10 protein-coding genes and 2 pseudogenes are annotated in these 18,546 nt (G+C 60.7%); 5 read left to right on the top strand and 7 right to left on the bottom strand.

Annotated features, from left to right (window positions below; genetic code table 11):
- The first annotated feature begins 3 nt into the window (after positions 1-3).
- Positions 4-1,128: a serine hydrolase domain-containing protein gene (locus ACT009_RS08530; RefSeq protein WP_445193904.1), complete on the top strand. Its 1,125-nt coding sequence runs from the start codon at positions 4-6 to the stop codon at positions 1,126-1,128.
- A 427-nt stretch (positions 1,129-1,555) separates the two neighbouring features.
- Here ACT009_RS08530 and ACT009_RS08525 read toward each other — a convergent pair whose 3' ends face one another.
- A complete protein-coding gene (locus ACT009_RS08525; RefSeq protein WP_445193903.1) occupies positions 1,556-2,410 on the bottom strand; it encodes an HNH endonuclease in 855 nt (284 codons plus the stop codon).
- A 3-nt stretch (positions 2,411-2,413) separates the two neighbouring features.
- A complete protein-coding gene (locus ACT009_RS08520; protein WP_445193902.1) occupies positions 2,414-3,976 on the bottom strand; it encodes an AAA family ATPase in 1,563 nt (520 codons plus the stop codon).
- A gap of 339 nt (positions 3,977-4,315) precedes the next feature.
- On the opposite strand from ACT009_RS08520, the gene ACT009_RS08515 reads away from it, so the two are divergent.
- From ACT009_RS08515 to ACT009_RS08500, 4 genes and pseudogenes are all read left to right on the top strand, one after another.
- On the top strand, positions 4,316-5,611 hold the full coding sequence (locus ACT009_RS08515; protein WP_445193901.1) for a hypothetical protein: 1,296 nt from the start codon (positions 4,316-4,318) through the stop codon (positions 5,609-5,611).
- A 27-nt stretch (positions 5,612-5,638) separates the two neighbouring features.
- On the top strand, positions 5,639-5,773 hold the full coding sequence (locus ACT009_RS08510; RefSeq protein ID WP_445193900.1) for an SEC-C metal-binding domain-containing protein: 135 nt from the start codon (positions 5,639-5,641) through the stop codon (positions 5,771-5,773).
- Between the two features lie 144 nt (positions 5,774-5,917).
- Positions 5,918-6,181, top strand: a pseudogene (locus ACT009_RS08505) (DUF4062 domain-containing protein); the annotation flags it as partial.
- Between the two features lie 123 nt (positions 6,182-6,304).
- Positions 6,305-7,186 (top strand): hypothetical protein, encoded by an 882-nt coding sequence (locus ACT009_RS08500; protein ID WP_445194134.1) that lies wholly within the window; start codon positions 6,305-6,307, stop codon positions 7,184-7,186.
- Here the strand turns inward: ACT009_RS08500 and ACT009_RS08495 are convergent.
- From ACT009_RS08495 to ACT009_RS08475, 5 genes and pseudogenes are all read right to left on the bottom strand, one after another.
- Positions 7,183-7,272, bottom strand: a pseudogene (locus tag ACT009_RS08495) (DUF4113 domain-containing protein); the annotation flags it as partial. The gene ACT009_RS08500 and the pseudogene ACT009_RS08495 sit on opposite strands and share 4 nt — an antisense overlap.
- 258 nt (positions 7,273-7,530) lie before the next feature.
- On the bottom strand, positions 7,531-8,235 hold the full coding sequence (locus ACT009_RS08490; RefSeq protein ID WP_445193899.1) for a hypothetical protein: 705 nt from the start codon (positions 8,233-8,235) through the stop codon (positions 7,531-7,533).
- Between the two features lie 28 nt (positions 8,236-8,263).
- Entirely contained in the window at positions 8,264-14,662 is a 6,399-nt protein-coding gene (locus ACT009_RS08485; protein ID WP_445193898.1) for a hypothetical protein, read from the bottom strand.
- A gap of 1,130 nt (positions 14,663-15,792) precedes the next feature.
- Positions 15,793-16,194, bottom strand: a complete 402-nt coding sequence (locus ACT009_RS08480) for a hypothetical protein (RefSeq protein ID WP_445193897.1) — start codon at positions 16,192-16,194, stop codon at positions 15,793-15,795.
- 511 nt (positions 16,195-16,705) lie between these two features.
- Complete coding sequence (locus ACT009_RS08475) at positions 16,706-18,481, bottom strand: tetratricopeptide repeat protein (RefSeq protein WP_445193896.1); 1,776 nt, start codon at positions 18,479-18,481, stop codon at positions 16,706-16,708.
- Positions 18,482-18,546: the final 65 nt, after the last annotated feature.

The raw sequence follows: 18,546 nt of genomic DNA, 5'->3' as shown, positions 1-18,546 counted from the left end.
CGAATGAATCCGGCACGAAGAACGATCCTGATCGGGACCGCAGGCGCTGCCTGCGCCGCCGCCTTGCCGACCCTGGCCGGGAGCCAGAAGCGTTCGGCGATGCAACTCCAGTCATGGATGACGCTGGCTTCAGTGCCCGGGGCAAGCTGGGCCGTGCTCGACAGCGGCGCGGAACCGGCCAGCTTTGCAGGAGGATACGCCAAGGCCGGTGAGGTAAAAGCCACCACGGAGACGCTGTTCGAAGCCGCCTCCCTGTCAAAGCCGGTCTTGGCGGCTGCCATCCACGACCTCGTCCGTGAGGGCCGTGTCGACCTCGACGAACCTGTCGCCAAGAACGTCGACTTCACCACGGATGCCGCGACCCGGACCATAACGCCGCGTCATCTGCTGTCGCATTCCGGTGGTCTGCCGAATTGGCGGACCGAGGCGGGCAGCGATCTTGTGAGCAGGTTCCGGCCGGGCTCCGACTTCCGCTATTCGGGAGAGGGCTACACCTTGCTCGCTCGGCTCGCCGAAGCGGTCACCGGGCAGACCGCGGCGGAGGTCGTCCGCTCCCGAGTGCTGACGCCGGCGGGGATGACGCGGAGCCGCTATGGCTGGGCAGCCGACCAAACACCCGTGGTGGCATGGGCGCATGATGCCGGCGGCGACCTGATGCCGGACAAGGGGCCCCCGATGTTCGAGGCGAGCCGCGACGCCGGACCCCAGCGCTCCGTCGAGGCGTGGACGCAGGATGATCGGGTCGCGGCCGCCAAAGCGCGTGGCAGGTCGTCTCTGCCCGTCTTCATGATCCCGAACATGGCGGCGGGACTCTGGACGACAGCCGGCGACTACGCCCGATTTCTCCGCTTCGCGCTTCGCTACCCGGCCATGAACATGCCGACCGTGACGATCGAAGGCGACCTATCCTGGGGGTTGGGATGGGGACTCGAACACTCGGGCTCTGAGCGCTTCGCTTGGCACTGGGGTGCTAACGACGGCGTCGCCAACCTGTTCGTTCTCGATCTCGCCAGCGGTGCTGGCTTAGTCGTGCTGACGAACGGGGCTGGCGGCCAGCGTGTCTACGAACGAGCTGCCCGTGTCCGTTTCGAACGCGAGTTCGACGCATTGACTTGGTTACAACCTTGATGTCCGCTTGGGCGCAGCAATAGGGCAGGCTTGACCCAGGTGCGGACGCTCACAGCCGTTCGACCGCTTCTCGAAAACGGACATTCATTCAGGCGACACGGCCCGGCCGAAACTGGGCCGGTTGCCGACTGGCAGCTTCCAGGAACGCTGCCCACTAAAGCAGACATTGGCCGGTCACGCACTTCAACGGCAAGAACCGGACCGACAGCGGAACGTCGCGTTGGGCGTGACCGCACCATGGAAGCAGCCGCTATTCGCGCGCCTGGAGCGCTGTCTAGGGACCGGCCTTCTGACGTTGCTCGCAGGCCCGCAGCGTGCCGCCTCCGCCGATCGATCTCCACCATGCGCTTTTTGACTCGCCTCTTAAAATGCAAAAAGCGATCGCCGGACGGCGGAGGCTAGGTCGTGCTGGTGACCAAGCCGCCAATTACTGAGGTCGCGAGTGAACTCGCACCGCCTCGAAGCCGCCGTCGCAGAAGTCATCATTGGCAGCTAGGGCCCGGTAGAGCTTGGCAAGCCAGTAGTTCGGCCCCGCCGCTTCCTCGAAATCCTCTGCTCCTTCGATGAGCTTATTCGCAACGCGCTCGGCATCCTCACCCGCTCCATACGCTCGCCGGAGCGCCGGATATTGGCCGCCCAGATGCTCGAGCCCCATCAGTCGATACCGATCGGCTAAACCGAGAAGGCGGAAATGCGATTGGAGGTGCTGGAAGGTTCTGACCGTCATCCCGGCCGGCCGCGTCAGGCGATACGACAACACCAATGCGTCCTCTTCCATGCGCGTGCGCACGGTCAGGAACGCCAGATCAGGGATTGCGTCGAAGCACGGGTGTAAGAACAGACGCACGTCCGTGCCTTCGTCCAGAACGCGATCCCGCTTGCGCGTGTTGCACATGGCGCAACTCGGGACGAGGTTCTTCGGGAAAACCGAAAACTCGGGATATTGCTCCTTCGGCAGATAATGATCGAGGGTGGAAGATTCGCTGATCCCGCAAAACGGGCAGCGAGCGACGCTGACCCGCTTGAGCAAGTTGCCGCGGAGGTCCGTCATCGGCGCCGTCTCGACCGTGAAGGCGTGCCGCATCGCTTCCTTCTGATGGTCGGTCAGCGCGGCTTCGTTAAGGTCGCCCACCTCAGGAGCAGCCTGTTCATACGCCTCATAGGCTTCGAGCACGCGCTCTCGCGCCGCCCGCATGCGCGCCCGTCTTGGCGCGTGCTTGGCCGTGGCGATCGCATCGAACACCCGCATCGCATCGACGGCGAGCAACGGAATGGAACGCATCCGCTACTCCTCGATCTCATCGCGTATGCTCAGGACGTAAGACCGCGCCGCGAAGCCCAGCTTCCGGCCGAATGCTTCTTCGATCTCCTCCAGCGTATTCCGACGGGCGAGCGCGCTCAACGTCTCGTGCCAGTCGGTGGAGCCGTCGCCGAGGTTGAATACCTCTTGGGTAATGACGCCGATGTTCTCCCCAAAGGTTTCCACACCGGGCGCGGCGACGCGGTTCTGGTCGGCCGCCCGACGGAGCACCTGAACGAATTTCGCCGGCGTCTCCTGCAGGACCACGGGCGAGTGGGTTGCGATCACGGCGTAGCCGTCGAAGGCATCGAGACATGCCCGCACGCTCTTTAGAAACGCAGCAAGTAGCGGCGGATGAAGGTGGGTCTCAGGCTCGTCGATCAGGACCAGCGTCGGTTCGGACCCCGAGATATGCGCGGTGAGTTCGGTCACGATCTTCAGCACCACCTTGTGCCCACTGCTTAGTCCTCGGAACAATTCGCCCAACTCTTCATCGTCCCGATTGGCGTAGAGCTGGGTCAACCCAATGCGCTGGAACGACGGATCGCGCAGCAGCGGCTTGAGCACATCGAGAAGGGCTTCGAGCCGATCGGCCTCGCGCACGCGCTCAAGTGCTGACAGAAACTCGGCCTCGATCTCTGCCGGGGTGCGCAGCCGGTAGGCTTGCTCACCATTGGGCCCGTCGTCGTCCGAGCGCTCGCGAAGTCCGCAATAGACGTACCCGAAGATTTCGCCGCTCTCCTCGAGCTTTTCCTTTTCTTCCTCGGTGCGCCCTGGAATGACGAAAGTGTCAAAGGCGCTGTAGGAGATTACGACAACGGTCTTGAATGGCGGAGCGGTGCCGACGAACCGGCCGGCCGCGTTGTCCAGCAGGTCTTCCTTGCTGCCATAGCCATATCCGCTTGCCACGATCGCAAGATTTGAGAGTAGTCGCGTTTTGCCTGTTCCGTTGTAGCCGATCAGGGCGTTGATGCGGTTCGGCAATCGGCCGCGCCGCCGAAAGTCGAACTCGACCGTGAAAGCGTTGGAGCGACGTGCCACCCTTGTCTTGAACTTCACCTTGAACCCGGCACTGCGCCGTTTTGTCGGTAAGGCCGTCGCGCGCAGCAGGCGCGAGGCGTCGTTGATCGTTCGCTCAGCACCACTGAAGCGGAGAAGCGATACCCTGTAGGCTTCGCTGTCCTCAACACTTGCCTTGACCTCGTCGTCGAAGGCAACGTCGCGGAGTCCCCGCAGATAGGGCTCGAAGACGCCGCGACCCAGCTTGTACAGTGTCTCGTAGTATTCGAGATCGCCGCCTAATGAGGCATGGCCAGCGGGAAGCTCTTCGAATGACCGCTTCGGCATCTCAGTATATCCGCTGGTGCGGCCCGCCTCGATCACCTTGATATTGCCAAGCTCATACTTTTCGTTCGCAGAGACATGCAGCGTGACGTTGAACGTCGTCTTGTAACCATAGTCGTCCCAGTTGTCTTGAACGAGAACGGCATGAGGATAGCGGTTGGTCTTGGGCGATTCACCGGATCGGAACTCGACGACAAATTTCAACGGCCCATCTCCCTTCCGGCGGCTCGACGATAAGCGCGATGGCAACGACGAAAAGGCTCGTATGGCCGATTTGCGACTTTCAGGGAATGCGCAACCAGCTCCGCGCGATTTGGCGCCCGGAAGCTGCCAAGCTGCAGCCGGCCCAATTGCAGCCGTCCGGCTCATCTCGGGGGGTCAGATACGACACTAGGTGACCAGCGGCGAGTGGAGGACGAATATCTCATGCGGTCCTGCGGGCGGCTTCCCGCCGGTCACCCATCAGCGATGACGTTGCTTTCGTTGCCGATACGTATGTCGTAATTGATGGAACGTGCCGTTCCATCCATGATATGATCCGGCATGGCTATCTCAAAATCGGAAGGGGTATCGCCTACTGAGCGGCTATTGGCAGAATTGTGCGACCGCACCTTTTTGCGACTTTGGAGTTATCCCAATCCGTGCCGCGACGACGGGAAAGAACTCTGTGACCTGCTCGTCGTCTTTGAAAATGAAGTTCTGATTTTCTTCGACCGAGAAAATCGAAGATTTGACCAAAATCCAGAAGATGTTGATCTGGCTTGGAGGCGCTGGCGCAAGGAAGTCATCGACAAGCAGGTTGCCACCGCCCACGGCGCGGAAAGGTACATTCGCTCCGGGCGATCGATCTATCTGGATCCTCAGAAGAACCAGCCATTTCCCATCCCTATCGATCTAAGTCAGGTGCGGTGTCATAAGATCGTTGTTGCGCATGGCGTGAAAGAGGCTTGCAAGCGAGCCTCTTCGGCAAACGTTTCGGGTAGCTTGGCGATCTCCTACGACGAGAAAGACGAACGTTTCGATCACCCGTTTTTTGTGCAGATTGACCGGAAACAACCCGTTCACATTCTCGATACAGAGAATCTCGAGATCGCCCTGAACGAACTCGATACGATCTTTGATTTCACGGCTTATCTGGATGCCAAATTGGATGCCATACAGCGTCACGCCCTATCGTATTGCGGGGAAGAAGATGCCATTGCACACTACTTCCTTAATTTTGACGAGACGAAAAACCGCCACATGATCGGTACGCTCGACGCGTTCGAAACGGTCCATATCGGTGAGGGCGAGTGGTTCGATTTTGAACGCAGCGAGCCTTATGCGCGGCGGAAGGCAGCCAACCAAACTTCGTATTTCTGGGATCGCTTGCTACAGATCACGTCCAACAATGCGCTCAAGGGCGTGCTTGGCGGAAACAGCAAGCCTTTCCACGGCAAGAGCGCCTTGCATTTCATGGCCATGGAGCCGCGTTTTTCTCGGCGCGGCCTTTCGGACTTCATGCTGAAGTCGATAAGAAACTTCCCTGAGTCCGATGAGCCGCTGGTTCGTAACGTCTCGCTAATGCCCTCATTCTACGAAGGCACGGTGTACGTGTTTCTCCAGCTCAAAGCGTCAGATGATCTCCGAAATTCAGAGACCTATCGGGAGGTACGTTCCGGCATGCTTGAGATAGCATGTGGCGCTGCAAAGCTCAGAATGCCGGCCATTAAGAGAGTGATCGGCATTGCGACTGACGCGCCGAAATTCGCGGGCAAAACAAATTCCGAAGATTTGCTTTTAATGGAATTTGAGGACTGGAACGCAGAGCGACGGGCCTACTACGAGGAGGCAGATTAGGAGCTGAGGTTTTTCCGGACGCCGCAAATGCTGGCGACCAAACAGACGATATCGGAGTTTCCGAGGGCGACTGCAAATCTCAAAGCTCGCGCCAGAGTAGGAAGAAATGAGCCCTGCGTGTGCGGCTCCGGCCGGAAGTACAAAAAGTGCTGCGGTCGATAGAGCTTACTGAGCGGGGGGATGCAACGGGGGCTAGCATGACCCCTTGCCAAGTTTGTGCGGTACTACCGCACACATCTCGCGATAAGTTCAGCGCCGAATTCTGATGGTTCCAACGCACCGACTTGAACCGAAAAAGGCTCCGCCATGTCGAAACGACCTACCTTTTTCCTCTCTTCCACGATCTATGACTTCGAGGACTTAAGAGGCGCAATCAGGTATCATCTGGAAAGCCGGGGATGCCGAGTCTTGGCCTCGGAGTATCGGGACTTCAATGGAGACTTGAACCAGCATTCCTACGATGCGTGCCTGTCGAATATAGATCAAGCCGACTACTTTATACTTCTGATAGGTAGCCGTGTAGGCGGCTGGTACGATAAGACCAATCAGATCAGCATCACACAGCAGGAGTACAGGTACGCATACGCCCGGCATAGGGCGCACGGACTGCGCATCGTCACGCTTGTAAGGGATCAAGTGTGGCAACTACGTGAAGATCGCAGGGCGCTTTCCAAACACCTAGCGTCCCTAGAAATGCACGAGAAAGAACGTGAGGATATTATAAATTCCCCGAGCCCGTTCTCGACTAATGCGAAGTTTGTCGCCTCCTTCATTGCGGAGGTCGGCAGAAATTTAGAAACCGCCTTGGCCGTTGAACGCGGAACCACAAAACCTACGGGCAACTGGATTCACACGTTCAAGAATTTTCGTGACGTAGCCGATGTCCTCCACCCACTGACCTTCGGAGGTCTCACAGCGGACGAAGCCGCTTACCGTCAAGCGCTTCAGTACGAACTCATCGGCATACTGAAGCGGCTGCTCCTTAAACATAAGGGTGACGCCCTGGATCCGCGCCATGCGATTATCACCCATTGGAGAGCGCATGGTCTTAGAAGCTCGCCCAAGCAGGGCGATTTTGTCGATCTCTCCGGACAAGAGTGGGATCGATTTAGCACGCTCATGCTCGCTTTGCTCGGCGTGTCGCCCTTCGAACTCGTGGTTGTAGCAGACGCCCTAACATCTAGCCTCTTTCTAGAATTCGACAACGTGAGCGGCGGCTATGTTCAAACGGATGCCTATCAGGGTTTGGCGAAGCTCATTGATGAAATTAGACTGATCAACGTGAGGCTGAATGCGGAGTCACTTACGAGCATTTTCGAATATTCGCCTCGCAACCGTGGTGGGCGGGACGTGCCCGTTGAAATCGAGGCCCAAAAGCTCGCTTTGCTGCACGGCATCGGCCTGCGTTGGGTCAATATCATCTCGCTCACACGTGCGTTGATAGTGCACCTCCATGGGCAGCCGTTCACGATGCCCGACCTGATGCCCTTTTCTCCGGTTCATGGTTTCGAAGATCAACTAGACACCGAATTGCCAAGCGAGTCGGACACCCGCCGATGGCTGGGGATTAGCTAAAGGGGCTCTCCCCCTTTGCAGTCCTCGAGACGCGTGGTGTTGCAACGCGACAGTTGAGCGCGCCGCATTCGCCATTTCTTCTCACGTCCGGTAGCCGCAGGCTAATTGAACGCCAAGCGCGCCCAATAGCTAACGTTTGCAGCTCCTCCGCTCAGCGGCTTAGCGATGTCCGCTTCTGGGATATTCTCCCGGTCGGCGAAATGACCGTTGTTGGGGGCGCTTTGCCGACCGGCAGCTCGCGCCCAACGTTGCCGAGCTGCTCTTGGGCCGTTTGCGGACTGGCAGATGCCGGGAAGATACCCAGCGAAGCGGACTTTCAGCGATGAAGATGCCGTCACTAGGGGCTATCGATCGACAGCAGAAACCGTTCGTCCTGCGTTTGAAAAACGCCACGCATCGTCCCCACTATTATCAGTTTCGCCCGCCATATCATCCGCCAGAGTCTCGTGCCATTTTTCAACCAGCTTCTCCAAGCGCTCCTGAAAAACTTCGACATAGGACAAGATCGCGCGGCGCTCGCCTTCCACATCAATCGAGACTTCTTCACTCTGCCCTGACGGTGCTGGTTGATCTTTCAGTGACTCGAAGTCACCGTTGATCAATTTTTCGTAGAGACTCTTCAAATCTGCCTTGTTGGGCACCGGTGTTGCAAAGAATGCCCGCCAGCGCTCAAAAAAGGCGACAAGCTCTCGCTCTTCATCGGTAAGCGCTTGCCATTCCGCATTGTCGATCGCGCGGATCTCAGGGCCGCGGGTTAGGAGCAGGCCGCTCATCACCAGATGTACCAGCGCAGCGTACATCTCGCGCAGCAGATCGTCACTCGTCTCCCTGCGGCCATATATCCGCCAGGGATCGCCACCGGGCACCATAGAAGCGAGAACCTTGATGGCCGGGCCATATCCCGCCAAGGGGTCAGCCGGGATTGGGAGAGCTCGGCGATTCGTCCAGAGCTTTAGAATGAGGTCGACAGCGCGATCCTCCGCCGACTTACGTTCGTTCCCATCGCTTCGCTCGGCGATCTCGATCAACTGGGCGAGATGATGTGCCATCCATCGTGTCGGAAGTTCGCCGCGGGCATCAAGCTGAAGTTGCCGAACGATCTCCCGTCCAACGCCCAATGTATCCTTCGGCGACGTGGAATCTCCCAGCCCCGTCGAAGCGGTAGACTCTGTCGTACGCCGCCTCGGGGGTTTGATCTTCCGCGTCATAGCTTCGTCGACTGTTACGTCCTTCACGTCTGATCTCCACTTCGATCACCAGCTCGAGACCCTCGGCTGCCAGAAATTCCCGCAATTGCTCGCGCTCAACCAAAAGCCGACGGCCGGCCACGAATTGTTGCGCCTGATAGCGTTCTTCGTCGCGCTCATTCTCTCCCCAAACCTCGTAGAGGAACATGGGCGGCTTGCCGGGCGCGGACCAAGAGATCCTGCCTTCATCGTTTCGGGCCAGGCCGTGCGCTCCGGACACGCGACGGCCCGGCGTCCAGTCGATCAGGCTGGCATTCCCGCGCAGCGGATCGAGCTCATCGATATCGCCAACCGCCGAGATCGTGCGAAGCCATGGGATCATTTGGTATGGGCCGTGTTCGGCCTCGTCATGATCCGACTCGTCTCCGTCTCGCGGGAACCCATAGTCCCAGGCACTCTCCATCGTCTGGAGCGTGCGCAGCAGCGATGGTGCGAGCTCCGGGTCCACAAGCGCGCTCGAAAACGCAACTGTCTCGGAACGTTCGTAGGTGGCGATCCGCCAACCTCCGGCAACCAGCAGATATTCCGGGCGATCCGCCGGCATTAGCTCACTACGCATCTTGGCTTCCGTTACTTGATCGACCCACGTGCCCAGAGGCTCGCTGGGCTGGCGCCAGAAGTCCTCGCGAAGCGGCACGGGTTGCCGAATGTCCGTGGCCCAGTGCGGCGGCTGGGTAAGCATTTCGCCCGACACCCTCCGAGCCATGGCATCCCAATCGCTATCGGGGATTGCCGCGAGTGGCTCGGTTTTCATCAATTGACCGACCGCGCACCATAAGGCGTGCCACTCGAGATGCGTGTTGAGCCTTTCCAGTGTCGGGTTCGCCCCATGCCCATTGCTGGCGAGCGACCATTCCCGCTCCGAGAACCGGTGACCGCGGCGTTCGGCTTCATAGGAGCGGATTTTTCCGTCATAGCCCCAGCGGTCGATGATCCAGTTTTCCGCTTCGGCGAGCAGCTGCGCCTGGGAAACATCGGCAAAGGCATCGAGCACGCGATCGTACCAATAGGGTATGGTGTCCATGGGATCGAAATCGAAGCGTCGTTCCTTGTCGACCGAAAGGGGTTTTCGCGTGCCGCGTGCAGACCAATCCGGACGTTCGACCGGTTCGAGGGTCGATTTGCCCACGCATTCGAGAGCGTGCCGGGTGTCCTTATCAAGCGGAAGCACGCTCGCCGCGGCCAGCTTGAGACAAGCGTCGCGCGCGAAGCTTGTCAGGAGAATGTGCGGGAAATCCTGATCCAATGCTGTGCGCAGAAGTTCCGTGCCGGCGAGCGTGGCGACCTGCGGCACCTCGCCCGCAATGCGATCGAACGCGATGACGAACCACATCCGCGCGGCGATCCAGTAAAAATCGAGAGCGGGCGAACGAAATACGGTCTCGGTCTTGCGGCCATGCTCGCGAGTCAGCGCTTGCAGCTCCGCGGTTGCGCCGAGCCTCGCCAGACGCCGCATCGCGTGTGCGGCACGCCATCGGACTCGGACATCGTAATCGCCCATGCATGCATACAAGAAGCGGGCAACGGCCTCGGGGATGCCAACAGGCACGTCTTCCGACGCCCAGATTTGGTCGCGGTCTTCGAGGTCGATACGGTCTGCCAGTCTTCGCGCATACCAGGTCGCCGTGCCAGCCGCCGATTGCGATCCGAGATGGCCCGCAATCAACACTGCCAGGGCAAAGACTTGGTCACCGCTGAATGCTTGCCCGTGCAGTTCCACCCCGCGGAGGATAAGATCGACGACCGAAGCGGAGGCCATCCCGGTCCATTCGATCGCCGTGGGGAGCGACGTCTCGCCGTGCGCGATGTAGCGAATGAAATCCGGGAGCCGGCGGGTAATCACGCCCGGAAGTTTCGACGATGCCCAATGCCGAACTGCCAGGGAATCCCATTGCGGCAACAGGGTCAAAAGCCGCTCGACGACTTCACCGCCTACGCCAATCTTCACGCCGGACAGGGCGTCCAGAAAAGCGGTGCGATCCCGCAGGTCAACATTGCAAGCGGCCCATCCGACAACCTCGGAGGCAGCGATATAATTCTTGCTCGCACGCGCGACGTTGAGCGCCGCTTTGATCTCTTGTTCGAGCTTTTCGGTGTCGAGCAGGACATCCCGCGCCCAGCCAGGCCGGGGCGTCGTCGCCTTGGAGGTCCTGTCGATACCTCCCAATCCGCCGGAGGCGCGACCCCGCTTTACCTCGGGCAATTTAGCCAGGAACGCGCCGCGTTGGAGCAGCGCATTCCCCATGAATCCCGGCGATTGCACCTTTTCAACACGCGCGATCAGCTTAACGTTGTCACGGTGATTGTGCCGGATGAGCGCATCCCAGGCGGCTTCTTCCAAAAACGACGCAAGGGGGGCATCGGAGGGAAGATGCTGCAACGATGCTTCGACGACGCCGTGATCGCCCTGCATCATCAGCGCGAGTGCCATAGCGACAGACGGCGAAACCAGGCCGGTCGCCAAACCTGATTTCAGGACAGGCTCGAGCGTCTCTCGAAAACTTGCGAGGTTTGCGTCTTCCCATTTGGCGGCATTGGCCAGGGCGACTGGAACGTCGAGCTGGGCAAGGGCGTCCATCACGGAATCCCATGGAAGCTCTCCCTCGCCGTCCAGGCGGATCGCGGCGTCGGCCAGCACTTCGGAGAGCTCGCGTGCGGCTGTGCGTCGATCCGCCACATCGGCGCACCCCTGCTTGAACAGCACCGCCAGCAGTTTCAGCTGTCCAATGATCTCCCGATCCAATTGGCTCGCCGCCTCAACTGCGCTCTGGAAGATCGCGCTGGCATCGTCGGGACTGATCGGCACCAACAGACGCGCATAAGCGAGCAGCGCCTTTGATTTTTCGTCTGCACCGATACGACGTCCGCGAATGGCCACGACCGATTTGGTGATATCGGCGAGCATGTCGGCGTGCAGTTCCGAGCGAAGCGCGATGCGCTCTCCGAATGCGAGATCGGGGGCAAGGTCTCCGGTTCCCCATCGTCCATGCACGCGCCGCGCCGTGGACAGCAGCAGGTTGGAATCGGCGCCGCGCGCGGCCAGAAGCATCATGGTGCGCGCCGCCGCCTGGGCGAGCGCGCTTCCGCTCAAATCGCGCGCCAGACGCCAACTATTGTCTTCGCGCTTCCTGGCTGCCGCTTCCAGCATTTCCGCGAGGGCGGCCGGGACAGAAGCGACGACCAGCGCCGTTGCAGTGGCCGCGTAGATCGGGAAGATCGCGTTTGTGAGTTCGTTGAGCTTGCGGTCCGCATCGTTCTCGCGCCAAGCACGGCGCTCTTTCTCTTCCTTCGTTTCCGGCTCGGGACGCGGGACATATAGGTCGGTCGATACCGGCGTCGCCTTAGCACGGGCAGCACGGAGTGCATGCGCACGAAAGAGCAAGTCCAGACTTGCGGTCGCGCTGATGAACTGATTCTCGATCCGTCTGTTGGCAGGCCGCAAAATGGCGTCGAGAAAGTCATCCACCATGGTCTTCGCCGCGGCCTCGGTGGCCAGCAGCTCGCACCCCGACATGATGATATCGATAATCCAGCCACGCAAATCCGTCGTCGATGTCTGAGCCGACAGGAAGCGTCCTATGTCGAGCCGACGCCGCAGCAGCGCGGCAATTCCTGCCGCGAGGCGGCTCGGATCGACAGTCTCGCCAGCTATCGTCATCGGCACGAGTAGGAACGGCTCTTCCCAAGGTTTCAGGACACCGGTTGCAAGAATCCGATGAAGGAGATCGCCCTCGCCGTGCGCAAGAAGGCGGGGCACGAGCTGCCTTGCGACCTTCAGCCGCAGCCGCCTCGGTCGCCAGGTGCCAAGTGCTTCCAGTGCCTCTGCCGGCCCCTTTGCGCGCAGCACGGTCTCGATGTTCGCCGTGACATCGGAAACGTCGACTCGCCAGTCGCGCCGGTCGCGCTCGGCTGTGCTGTCCTGGCGCTCGGCCATCCATGCGCGGATCAGACGCCTGCCTTCGCGGAGCGAGACGTGATCGCCCGCAATGGCATCGACGACCTGCTTCTGGATCAGAAAGGCGCCATGATAGGCGATCTGCTCAGAGTCGGTCAGGATCAGCCGCCCGGATGTCTCCGGCGCAAAGCGCACGGCAAGATCAGGATTGTTTGCGAGCAGCGCACGGAGTGCGCGCTCGGTCTTCAACCCCTCGCCGCCGATCAACACGAATCGCATCGCGCGCGCAGCATCGCCCGCCTGGCGACAAGCGAGAATCGCAAGACGCAGGCGGGTAAGCTCGGCTTCGCGGCGCTCCACGGGATCGAGGATCACGGGCGGGGACGGTTCTTCCTCGACCAAGTTCAGCAGATCGGCGCCGCGGTCCGCAGACAGGAGCGCGCCCGCGACGTGCTGCGCGGCATAGGCATCGCTCTTGCACCGCGCGAATAGCCATTCGGCGGTTCGGCGCGTAATCTCGTTAAGTGCCGACGCGCCCTCTTTGCGCACGAAATCCTCAAAGTCCTCGTCGGCAAACCCGACCTGGCCGTCGCGCAAACGGATCGCCGGTGCCATGTCGGTACAGATGTCGATCAGCGCTGGGACGGGGATATCGAGGACGCCGCTCAGGTCCGTCAGCGGTACAGGGCGGGCAAGCGCAATCAGTCCTGCACAATATTTCGCGACGTCAGCCGGATTGCCGCTCTTGCCGAGCGCCAGCCGGAATTGTTCGCGGAATACCTGATCCAGCGACCGGCCGCCGGGCAGGAGGCGGTCGATGGCGAGTTCTGGCGCAGCCACGCCCAGGTCCAAGGCATAGGCCTGGACGCGCGGCACGCCGTGCGTCAGCTCATGGAAAAGATCGAGCCACTCGGCCGGCGCGTTCCAGACCGAACGCACATGGGCTTCGGTCTCGGCACGACTGAACGGCCGGAGCTCCATCGGCACATAATTGCCAGGCAGAGCGATCTCCGGCAACCGGCCGGTGCGCGCGGTGACGACGAACCGCACATTTGCTGGCAGCTCGCCCAGTTCGAGAAAATCCCGAATGAAACTCTGTTCCGCCGGCTTGCGGGCGGCGGCGGCGGTGACGGAATTGTCCGCCGCGTCGACTGCGATCACGATCAGGCCATCGGGATATTCGGCCGCATGCGCCTTGGCGGCATGGCAAAGACGATTCCAGAACAGCCGTGCCGGGTCGCTGAACTGATGCCGGCCGAGCAGGATGGGCAATCGAAGCCGGGTCGCAAGCTCGTTGCTTAGCTGCAGAAAAGCGTCGATCGGGCGATGCCGCAGCGCAGCCGCGTCGAGATAGGTGCCGCCACCATAGCAATCGAAGGTGACCATGACCGAATGATCCGGGAGGGTCGCCTCGATCTGCTGGAGCGCAGTCGTCTTGCCGATTCCGCCGACACCGTGAAGGCAGATGCGCTGCTCGCCGGCGAGAAGTTTCGAGGCCGCGTCGGCTACGCTTGCCCGCGGCACCCGGTTCGCGACCGGCTTTAGTTCCGCAGGACATGGAAACAGCGCGCCCATGTCCGCGACGCCCAACCCGATGAGTATTTTCTCCTTGGTGATCACCTCCCCCGCGAACTCCGGCCGCATGCGATGGCGGATGAACTGCCGCAGTTTGGCGACCGCCGTTTGCATCTCGAGATCGGTCCAGCCGGCCATGTCGCCGAGCAGTTTGTCCTCGATGGCGAAGCGAGACCCCGTGCTACCGTCGAAGCGGAGCGCGCCGGCGAAGAGCGGCAAATCTTTTTTGGCCAAGCCAGAAGCGTAGGCCAGCTTGATTTCGTCCGTGGCCTGCCCCTTCGGACGGTCGCGCGGCACCGCGACATCGCCGGTCGCGACCTTCACCGTCGCGGCAGCCAAGGCCTCGGCAATGGGCTGGTTGGTGACCAGCGATACCTCGATCGGGCCCTTGGGCTTCAATCTCCGGATTCCCGACCAGGCTTTCGCCAAGCGATGGAGCACGCTGTCCTCGCGCTTTTCGCCTTGCCAAATCCGCGCGACAGTCCAGCTGGCCGTAGGATTGGCCGCCGAATATTTGAGCTGTTCGATTACGATGCGATCGGCGACCGACGCGCTGCGCCCACCTTCGTAGAGCGCGCAATCGACACCATCCCAAGTCGAATCTACCACACCGGTCGCGTCGGTCGGGACGATGCCCTCGACCGTCATTGCCTGTAGCGGATCGCGGTCATCGAGGAGCCGCATCGCATGCCGTGCGGCCCAGAGTTCATGGAAATCGTCGCCGGTATTGGACCCCCGGGCGCCTGTAAAATCGCTCACCTGTTCTATCCTGCCCGTTTGATCCGGATCGGTTCTATTCGTCCTGCCGTTCTCGCTTTCGAAAGTAGCGCTGATCCCAAAATATCTTCGGGACGGCTCGCTTACTCAAACGATGGAGAGCGTTCTCTATAGGTTCCTTTCGGCAACTACAACGGTACGCTCGCGGCGTATGATTGACGCTCCTCTTCAATGTACACGGCCAACGCTATAGCAGTTGCGCCGGCACGAAACGGATGTCCGCTTTCGGGTGCTCAGCGAACAGACTTAGATGACCGGAATTAGGGCGCAAAGCGGTCGCTGCCTGTCCGGTGAACGAACGTCTGATTTCGCGGTGTGCACGTCCGGAAGCGGAAAGGCCGCTTCCCACCATGAAGATCGCGGGAGAGGAGCAAATGTGGCTGCCGATATTCCTTGATCCGAACGTGCGTAACCAAGGTTGAAACTGGGGGCGTATTTGGGGGCGCTTCAAAGGTATTCACAGATAAAACGCCGTGAATACCGTGGACTAGCCTGTGACCGAGGGTCCTGTAAGCGGCACCACCATCCTCGGCTAACGTGCTTGAGGCGTGCGCTATTTCGCATAAACGCCGATGCCGTGCCCCCAATCGTTCCCACAGTGATTGAAGGCCTGAAGCTGGGGTTTGTGAGCCTCGACGAGGGCTGGCGCGAGAAACTTCAACATCCGATCTTCAGGCGCTGCGGACAGAGCAGCAATGCGGTATCTTGATTGTTAGGATCAAAGCCGGAGAGATGCCGTCTTCTGCCGCGCTTGCGGGATTGACTCGTCCAATCAGGACTAGCCTCCAAGCGATTTTCAAAGCGATGGACTTTTTTTGAAGTGGCAGGATGGGCGGCGCGTACGTTTACTTTGGTGGAGAGCTGCCTGTCCGCTTTTGGGCATCGATCGCGAAAAGTCGCCATTTGTTCAGTTCGCGGGGCAGGTGGTCAAGCGGCCGGTTTTTGTGGAAAACCGCCTGTCCGATTTCGGGCGACGACCGGCGGTAAACAGCCGCTCGGTCACGAGGAGCGGCGGGGGTGCCCAGTGTCCGCTTTCTGATGGTTAGCTGCCTGGCCCTGTTCGCGACGTTATCGCCGTAGGCAGCCGTTCATTGAGGGGGCGCGCCAACAGCTTATCGGCTGGGTAAGATGGAAACCGCCACTATTTCGCTCGTGGCGGCCAGGCGGGTGGTGCCCGCGCTTGCGGGAACGGGCGGATCGGTCAGCAGGTGGAAGCGCTGTCGCACATCGGCGGGCAGCTGTTGGCTTTGCTGCTTCTCGCAGCCGGCGAAGGCGGTCGCGGCCCGGCTGGTGCCAGCGGAAATGTTGAGCCCGCGTGCGTCGCAGAAGTAGGCGCGGAGTGCATCAACCGTGCCACTTGCCTGCGGCAGCAATTCAGGGAGCGTGAACGCGGCGATGATCGCGCCTGCGCCAGCGGTAAGCTTCAGGTCCTCGCCCCCGAAGCCGATCAGGAGCTTGGCGAATGGCCTGGCACCGGAGCCTAGGCTTCCGATGCTGGGTACGGCCACCGTCACCGCTAGGGACCCGACGATAGCGGCTTCCGATCCCGGGGGCAGCACGGCACGCACGATGCTGGGTTGCGGCCGGGGGGGGGCGGCGCGGGCCGGGCGGGAGCGGGCACCTTTATTTGCCGACTCGTGCCATACCGGCCAAACAGATCGGGCATGGCGATGCGATAGGTGGCCGGCTCGTCGGCCGCCGCGATCGGTGCATCCGATGCGATCGGAGCAGCCTTCTTGTCGCGGCCGATCAAGATCAGGCTGTGGCGAATCGTCGCAGGCGGGTTGGCGCAAGCTATCCGGCTGCCGCTCTCGACATGTGCTTCTTCGTAGCCGCTAGCCACTTCATTCGAACATCATCGTTCGGCAAGATCGCAAAACGCTTGCATGGATAAGCGTCGGGAGTTCGGATGCGCGACAGACCAGTCGATCGGCAGCTTTTAAGTCGTACTCAGTCGCACCGCCGACGTGCCCCGGTCACGTTTAACTATGAGCGGAGTTCTTAATCGAAACATTCTGCCACGTTCTAGAGCCGGTCCATGCGCAGCCAGGCAGGATCACCCAGCCAGCTGCGCTGGAAGGCTCGAAAGGCAGCGGCCGCTTCGAGCCTATGGCCTTGGGCAGCCTCACTTTGCGCAAGTCCATATAGGGCCCAGCCGTTTCGCGGGGTCTGCACCAGCGCCGCGCGAAATGCCTCGCTGGCATCGTCGTACCGTCCGGCTTGGAACAAGGCGGCACCAAGCGATTGGCTAACCGGATAATACCAGTAGGACGGCTCCTGATAAGGAAGTTTGCTTTCAAACACGATGGCCTTGCGAAAGCTTAGCACCGCTTCGTCGAAACGACGCTCTGCCTGCGCCTGTCGTCCGCGAGCGACCGCGATGGCAAGTGACAGCAGGTCTGGCGCCGGGACGCCTTGTTCGATCATAGATGCGAACGCCTTCGAACCCCGCAGCGCTGTAAGCTCTGCAATTTCATAATCGAAAGCGACCCGATCGTGCCGATCCGCGTGAGCGACGGCGCGCGCATAAAGGCGCATGGCGACAGCATATGGCAGACGGGGGTGAGCTGGTGGCATCGCAAGTATCGCTTCAGGCTGCGCGAACTGCGCCATCGCCAGGTAAGGCGCCGCATCAATTGCCTGTATCCACGCTATGCGCGCCGACGTCTCGGGATCGAGAGTGGAACGCAAACTTCGCGCCTCGCTTATCGCAGTACGCATGTCGCCAGCGAGCTGCGCCGAGGTTACCATGAAGTGGATGTTGTGGGGGTAATAGCCGTAGCGAACTAGGCTGCGGTCGTCGGTGCTTCTGATGAAAGCCTCGTCCGAGCGCGCGGCGGCGACGTTGACACGAATTGAATCCGCATAGCGTCCGGTCAGCGCGTAGATATGCGCCGGCATGTGGACCAGATGTCCGGCGCTTGGCGCCGCAGGCTGGGCCAGCTGATCAGCCGCGGCATCGGCGCGATGCGGATCCGCGCTGTTTTCCATGAGGTGGACGTAGAGGTGCGCTGCCTGAAGATTGGCTGGGTCGCGGGCAAGGACCGACTCGATCAGCCGTACCGCCTCGCCGCTGCGGCCCACCGGGGTACGCCTGTCCGTCTGCCAATAGTTCCAAGGGCTGGTATCCATAACGGCTTCGGCTGCAAGCACTGCAACGTCGTCGTTTTCCGGAAAGCGGCGGGCGACATCAATCATCGCATCGGCATACGCCGCATCTAGCATCGTCCGCTCCGCCGTCGGATCTCGCGAGTAGCGGCGCGATATCGCGCCGATGAGTGCGCGTTCGAGCGGCGAAGCATGGGCCTGCAGTGCCATGGCCCGATCCAAGGCTGAAAGAGCGGTATCCCTATCGCGATCGTCCATTGCAGCATTGATATTGGGGCCCAGGGCGAGCGCTTCTCCCCACCAACAGGCTGGGCAGCCTGGATCGAGGCGCTGTGCCTCGCGGAACGATCGGACTGCGCCGGAATGGTTGAACCCATAGCTAAGCAGCAGCCCCTGATTGAAGTAGCGTCGAGCCCGGCTGTTGGCCGTCGAAATCGACAAACGCGAAGCCGTAAGATCAGGAAACAGCGAAATCGGCCTGTTGCTAGCACCAATCGGCCCGGCAAAGGCTGCTACCAACGCCAGCTCGTTCGTCAGCGCCCTTCTGCTATTCGCACCGCTGCAAAGCGATGTTGCCCACCGGGTGGGGTCGAGCATTTCCAAAGCTGCGGGTGGGAGGTATATTCCAGGTGTGAAGCTGGAGAGAAGGACGGCTGCGGTCGATAGAGCCACGCATTTCAATAGGTTGCGCATCCAATCACACCTTACATTGATAAAGGTTGCGTTACAGCTCTCTATTACAATATCACCGCTAGTTA

Source organism: Sphingomonas sp. Tas61C01, from assembly GCF_052567495.1.
This window is presented reverse-complemented; position numbering and strand designations above follow the sequence as displayed.